General features: G+C 54.9%; 6 protein-coding genes, 1 tRNA gene and 1 rRNA gene. All 8 read left to right on the top strand.

The genetic code is table 11. The annotated features are described in order from the left end of the window. Positions 1–84: 84 nt before the first annotated feature. The 8 genes from rrf to J5441_07435 all read left to right on the top strand — a co-directional run bounded on the left by rrf (position 85) and on the right by J5441_07435 (position 6,243). Positions 85–200, top strand: a 5S ribosomal RNA gene (rrf, locus tag J5441_07470). Positions 201–225: 25 nt separating this feature from the next. Next, positions 226–300 (top strand) — tRNA-Asn (locus J5441_07465). Between the two features lie 297 nt (positions 301–597). After that, positions 598–1,599 carry an alpha/beta hydrolase gene (locus tag J5441_07460; GenBank protein ID MBO4934983.1) on the top strand — a complete coding sequence of 334 codons (1,002 nt, stop codon included), beginning with the start codon at positions 598–600 and terminating at the stop codon, positions 1,597–1,599. Further along, on the top strand, positions 1,596–2,147 hold the full coding sequence (locus tag J5441_07455; GenBank protein ID MBO4934982.1) for a hypothetical protein: 552 nt from the start codon (positions 1,596–1,598) through the stop codon (positions 2,145–2,147). The genes J5441_07460 and J5441_07455 overlap by 4 nt, the downstream gene beginning before the upstream one ends. Positions 2,148–2,152: 5 nt before the next feature. Beyond that, positions 2,153–2,695 carry a flavodoxin family protein gene (locus J5441_07450; protein MBO4934981.1) on the top strand — a complete coding sequence of 181 codons (543 nt, stop codon included), beginning with the start codon at positions 2,153–2,155 and terminating at the stop codon, positions 2,693–2,695. A gap of 391 nt (positions 2,696–3,086) precedes the next feature. Continuing rightward, positions 3,087–3,845: an SGNH/GDSL hydrolase family protein gene (locus J5441_07445; protein ID MBO4934980.1), complete on the top strand. Its 759-nt coding sequence runs from the start codon at positions 3,087–3,089 to the stop codon at positions 3,843–3,845. Between the two features lie 119 nt (positions 3,846–3,964). Then, positions 3,965–5,161, top strand: a complete 1,197-nt coding sequence (locus J5441_07440) for a GGDEF domain-containing protein (protein MBO4934979.1) — start codon at positions 3,965–3,967, stop codon at positions 5,159–5,161. 254 nt (positions 5,162–5,415) lie between these two features. Beyond that, a complete protein-coding gene (locus tag J5441_07435) occupies positions 5,416–6,243 on the top strand; it encodes a pyridoxamine kinase (GenBank protein ID MBO4934978.1) in 828 nt (275 codons plus the stop codon). Positions 6,244–6,282 lie beyond the last annotated feature (39 nt).

Below are 6,282 nucleotides of genomic sequence, written 5' to 3'. Positions count from 1 at the left end.
GCTAGTCAAGGACCATTGCCCGTCCTCCCTTTTTCTCCTTCACATTACCTTGTCATTCGGTTTTCAGGGTGTAAATCCTGAATAGTCGGTGTTTATGACGTTGAGGTTCACCCGTTCCCATCCCGAACACGGAAGTTAAGCTCATCAGTGCCGAAAATACTTGGCTGGCGACGGCCCGGGAAAATAGGTCAATGCCGACATTGCCGAACTTCGGTTCGGCAACATTCCTCCTTAGCTCAGTGGTAGAGCATGCGGCTGTTAACCGCAGGGTCGTTGGTTCGAGCCCAACAGGGGGAGCCAGAAAAAAGCACTTGCGAAAGCAAGTGCTTTTTTCAACTATATTCGTTCCTTCGGAACGAGTTATATTCGACCTTCGGTCGAGTTATATTGCTTCGCAGTGATATTCGTCCTGCGGACGAGTGAAGGAACGAATATAATATCACTTTTCGCGCAAGCGAAAAATATCACGTTTGCCGTAAGGCAAACATATCGCATCGAAAAAAACACTTGACACAGCGCGGGGTGTTTACATTATAATATAATCGTAAAACGCGAATGCGGGAGCGACGCGCCCGCGTTGAAACGGAGGAGCGCAATATGATAAAAGCCGAAAAACTCGAACTCACGGCGCAGTGGGATAAGACCTTTCCGAAGAGCGGTAAGGTCGATCACGCCAAGGCAACGTTCGTCAACCGCTACGGGATAACCCTCGCCGCGGACGTATATAAGCCGAAAGACGCTGTCGGCAGACTGCCGGCGATCGCGGTTTGCGGTCCGTTCGGCGCGGTAAAGGAACAGTGCTCGGGGCTCTACGCGCAGACGATGGCGGAGCGCGGCTTCGTGACGGTCGCATTCGACCCGTCCTTTACCGGCGAAAGCGGCGGCAGCGTCCGCTATATGGCTTCGCCGGATATCAACACGGAAGACTTTATGGCGGCCGTGGACTTTCTTTCTCTGAATGAAAACGTCGACCCCGACCGTATCGGCATAATCGGTATCTGCGGCTGGGGCGGCATGGCGCTCAACGCCGCCGCGCTGGATACCCGCGTTAAGGCGACCGTTGCTTCCACCATGTACGATATGACCCGCGTGAACGCAAAGGGTTATTTTGACAGCGAAGACAGCGAGGAAGCACGCTATCAGAAAAGAGCCGCCATGTGCGCGCAGCGGCTCGAGGATCTGAAAAACGGCGAATACAAGCTCGGCGGCGGCGTGGTCGATCCGCTGCCGGAGGACGCGCCGTTCTTCGTGAAGGATTATTACGATTATTACAAAACGCCGCGAGGATACCATCCCCGCTCGCTCAATTCCAACGGCGGCTGGAACGTCATCGGCTGCGAAAGCTTCATCAATCAGCCGATACTTCAATACTCAAACGAAATCCGGTCCGCCGTGCTGATCATACACGGCGAAAAGGCGCATTCCTGCTATTTCAGCCGAGACGCTTACGCAAATATGACGGAAGGCGGCAGGTATAACGGCAACAAGGAACTGATGATCATACCCGGCGCTTCCCACACCGATCTGTACGACGGCGGAAAAACCGGCGCGATTCCGTTTGAAAAAATGGAAGCGTTTTTCAAAGAGTATTTGAGATAGGAGCGGCCGTGAATAAAAACAGGTTTTCAGCGATCGTCATCGGTTTAATACTGATTCTCGCGCTTGCCGCCTGCGGCGGGGCGCGGACTGCGGACGCTTCCGGAACGCCGCAGGAAAAAGGGGAAACGGAAAGCCCGCGGGCGGACAGTCAAACCGCGGAATCTTCAGAAACGGAGAACACGGATACGGAAAAGACGCTGCGCTTAAAGATAAACGGCACGGAGGTCGCCGTTGAATGGGAAGACAACGAGTCCGTCAGTGCGCTGATCGACCTGGTTTCATCAGAAGGGCTCACGGTACAAATGTCGGCGTACGGCGGATTTGAACAGGTCGGTTCACTCGGGCAAAGCCTTCCGCGGAACGACGTTCAAACGACGACGGACGCGGGCGATATCGTCCTGTATTCGGGCAATCAGATCGTAGTTTTCTACGGCTCGAATTCGTGGGCATACACGCGGCTCGGCAGGATTTCCGACCGGAGCGCCGCGGATATGGCGGCGCTGTTGGGCAACGGAAACGTAACGCTGACAATTACATACGGAGGATAACGACTATGAGCAAAGTACTTGTAATCAAAACGAGTCTCCGCGCAAAAAGCAATTCCGATATTCTCGCGGATCGACTGATCGCCGGAGCGAAGGACGCCGGACACGAGGTCGGGCAAATCAGCCTGAAGGGCAGGGAAATAAAGTTCTGCATCGGGTGTCTTGCCTGTCAGAAAACGCAGAAGTGCGTGCAGAAAGACGACGCGGTCGAAATCGCGGAAACGGTCAAGAATGCGGATACTCTGGTATTCGTCACGCCGATTTATTATTATGAAATGTGCGGGCAGATGAAGACGCTGCTTGACCGTATGAATCCGCTTTATTCATCCGATTACAGGTTCCGCAGGGTCTATATGCTTTCGGTCGCCGCGGAGGATGAGGCTTATACTCCCGAAAAAGCCGTTTCCGGATTGCAGGGCTGGGTTGACTGCTTTGAAAAAGCGGAGCTCGCGGGAACGCTTTTCTGCGGCGGGATAAACGACCCCGGCGAGGCGAACGCCAGAGCCGAGGAGCTTGACGAAGCGTACGCGTTCGGGAGAGGGATAAAGTAAGCGCGTGCCTTTGAGGGAGCCTTTCGCAAAAAAGCATGACGTTCGGATCGTGTATAAGCGTGTTTTGAACGGCTGTTTTGCGTACATACGCATAAAAACAGCGGCGGTACGTCAAGTATGCCCGCTGTTTTTTTGTTGTGTCCGGGCGTTTTTCCGCGCATCCGCCCGCGCGGCGGCGTGCGAGCGGTCGCACAGCGCTTCCGTCTGAGCGATTTCGGCAAAACGGGCGTTGAAAACGAGCGATATTTGTGATACAATAAAACAGAGTTATATCAGTAATACCGAATTTGCGAAGATAACGGCGTTTTAGAAATTAAGGGATACAAAAAATCGATAAGAACTATGAAAGAACTTTTAGGTTACGCATATCAATACGATAAGGGAGAATATTATGATGGATAATCGCGTTTCGGAATCCCCTTACGCCGGCAAGGCGTTCTCGATACTCGGCGACTCGATAAGCACGCTCGAGGGATACAATCCCGACGGATACAATCTCTACTACTACGGCACGAATTCGTGGATCGTGCGGGTGCTGAAGCCGCTCGATACGTGGTGGGGAAAGGTGATAGACCGCCTGGGCGGCAGACTGCTTGTGAACGATTCGTGGTCCGGCAGCAGAGTCACGCGCATCCCTTACTACGACGAACAGTTCCCGTCCGGCTGCTGCGACGAACGCACCGGCGGACTGCACGTCGGAGACGCGCTTCCGGACGTGATAATCGTCTACCTCGGCACGAACGACTGGGGCTTCGGGGCGCGTCCGGATATGACGCGGGAGGAGTACTATGACGGCGACGAGGATATAGCGAGCGGGATCACGGATACCGTCTTTTCCGAAGCCTACGCGATGATGCTCGGCAAGCTTCGCAGGAACTATCCCGAAGCGGAAATATGGTGCTGCACGCTCGGAACGACCTTCATACCCGGCAGGCCGGACTTCGTGTTCCCGCCGGTCTGCGAGGGCGTCCACGTCGAGACCTTCAACGATATAATCAGGCAGGCGGTCGAAGATGAGGGCGGAAACGTGCGTCTCATAGACTTTTACGGATTCCATACGCCCTATTCCTCCGTCGACGGAACGCACCCCGACGCCGACGGAATGGAGTCCCTGGCCGATATGGCCGTCCGTTCGATGCTCGGCGGGTAACGCCGTTTCGCGCCGAACGTATTGACAAAATGCGACATTTGTTATAAAATAATTATTTAGATAATATGGGCGTTCTCGCCCGCGGAATCAAAGAAGACGAACGAAAGAAGACCGGCGGTATGTACGACTCGATTTACTACTCGAGCTTCGGGTTACTATCTTTAATAATAACGTTGATCATCAACCACAACGTCCTCAGCGCCAGCAAGGACGCCGACGCGCAGGTTAAGATTCTTTACAAGCGTTTTCTGTTCAGCGTACTGGCGTACTACGTATCGGACGTCCTGTGGGGGCTTTTCGATCACTTCAAGCTGATGACGCTTCTGAATCTGGATACAGCCGTCTACTTTATGCTGATGTCGGTATCCGTGCTGCTCTGGGTCAGATACGTCGTCGCCTACCTCGGCAGAAAGAGCGCGGGGAGTACGATGCTGCTCTGCATCGGCTGGCTGATACCCGTTTATACCTTCGTAACGCTGATCCTGAACTATATATTCCCGAGCTGGCGGCTCGTGTACTATTTCGATGAGAACAACGGCTATCAACCCGGAGCGGTGAGGCACTTTACGCTCGCGCTTCAGCTGCTGATGTTCCTCGCGATCTCGGTCTACGCGCTCATCGTGGCGCTGAAGACAAAAGGCAAATCGCGTCTCCACCACCGCACGATCGGATTTTCCGGCATAGTTATGTCGGTGTTTATCATAGCGCAGACGTGGTTCTCGCTGCTCCCGCTTTACGCGATCGGCTGTCTTATCACGACCTGCCTCATCCACGCTTTCATTATCGAGGATGAGAGAAAGGCGCGAAGCCTCGAGCTCGGCACGGCGCGGCATAAGGCGTACACCGACTCGCTCACCGGAGTCAAAAACCCGCACGCCTACGCCGAGGCGAAGGCCGAGCTGGACCGCCGCATTGAGAACGGCGACGTTGAGGAGTTCGCGGCCGTGGTCTTTGACCTGAACGGCCTGAAGATAATAAACGATACCGAAGGCCATGACGCCGGAGACAGATATCTGGAAAGCGCCGCCGAGCTGATCTGCACCCGTTTCAAGCGCAGTCCGGTATTCCGCATAGGCGGCGACGAATTCGTCGCGTTCCTCGAGGGAGACGACTACCGCAACAGAGAGGCGCTGCTTGAGGATTTCAATCGGCAGGTTGAGGAAAACCAGGAGAACGGGCTTGTTGTCGTATCGAGCGGCCTGAGCGACTTCGTTCGCGGCGAAGACAACGATTACAATACGGTTTTCGAGCGTGCGGATAACAAAATGTACGAGCGCAAGCGCGAACTGAAGGAAAGACTGCTCACGCTGAAATAAACTGATGAAACCCGTGATTTGAAAGCGGCAGATGAAACGGACAAGGCGGCGCCTTGTCCGTTTCCCGTTTTTTCCGGGCTCGGCGGCGCAAGCGGTACGGCGGTCTTTATCGGCGTACAGGCCTTGTCACTGACCGCAGCGAGTATATGTTTTACAAAATTTTCATATTTTTTCACTTGATTTTCGCGGAAACTGTGTTATACTCGTAGTATTCTATTCGCGGGGCGCGCCCCGCTGCCGAAAGGAAGGGTATTATGAAAAAGGTTTTGACGGTACAGGATATATCCTGCCTGGGCAAATGCTCGCTGACGATCGCGCTGCCGGTCATATCGGCGCTCGGCTCGGAAACGGTCATTCTGCCGACGGCGGTGCTTTCCACGCACACGATGTTCAAAAACTTCACCTGCAAGGACCTGAGCGACCAGATAGAGCCGATAACGGCGCACTGGAAGAGCGAGGGCGTGAAGTTCGACGCAATCTACACCGGCTACCTCGGCACGATCGAGCAGATCGACATGATAAAGCGGCTTTTCCGCGACTTCCGCGGCGAAAACACCGTGATCTTCGTCGATCCGGTCATGGCTGATAACGGCAAGCTTTACCCCGCCTTCGATATGGACTACGTCAGGAAGAACGCCGAGCTCTGCGCCGGCGCGGACATCGTCGTTCCGAACATCACCGAGGCGTCGCTGATGACCGGTATGGACTACCGCGAGGAATACGGCGTCGACTATATCAAGGAACTGCTGCGCCGCATGAACGACCTCGGCGCGCGGGTCAACGTCATCACCGGCGTTTCGCTCGAGAAGGGCAAGACCGGCGTCATGGGCTTCGACCGCGAAAGCGGCGAATACTACGTCTATCAGAACGACCGCGTGGACGCGGTCTATCACGGCACGGGCGACCTTTTCTCCAGCGCCTGCGTGGGCGAGATAATGAAGGGGCGCGACTGGCGCGACGCGATGCGCATCGCCGCGGACTACACCGCGCGCACAATCGAGGTCACGCTTGAAAGCGCGGATAAGCCGTGGTACGGCGTCGACTTCGAGGCGACGCTCCCCGAGCTCATCGCGATGAAATAAAAGCGTAAAAAGAAACGCCCTCCCGCGGGAGGGCGTTTT

The organism is Clostridia bacterium, from assembly GCA_017620395.1.
Lineage (GTDB): Bacteria > Bacillota > Clostridia > Oscillospirales > RGIG8002 > RGIG8002.
This window is presented reverse-complemented; position numbering and strand designations above follow the sequence as displayed.

What these genes read in the sequence shown, in the direction of transcription:
- J5441_07435 (MBO4934978.1), top strand. Translation starts at nt 5,416, where the DNA reads ATGAAAAAGGTTTTGACGGTACAGGATATATCCTGCCTGGGCAAATGC.
- J5441_07445 (MBO4934980.1), top strand. Translation starts at nt 3,087, where the DNA reads ATGATGGATAATCGCGTTTCGGAATCCCCTTACGCCGGCAAGGCGTTC.
- J5441_07440 (MBO4934979.1), top strand. Translation starts at nt 3,965, where the DNA reads ATGTACGACTCGATTTACTACTCGAGCTTCGGGTTACTATCTTTAATA.
- J5441_07460 (MBO4934983.1), top strand. Translation starts at nt 598, where the DNA reads ATGATAAAAGCCGAAAAACTCGAACTCACGGCGCAGTGGGATAAGACC.
- J5441_07450 (MBO4934981.1), top strand. Translation starts at nt 2,153, where the DNA reads ATGAGCAAAGTACTTGTAATCAAAACGAGTCTCCGCGCAAAAAGCAAT.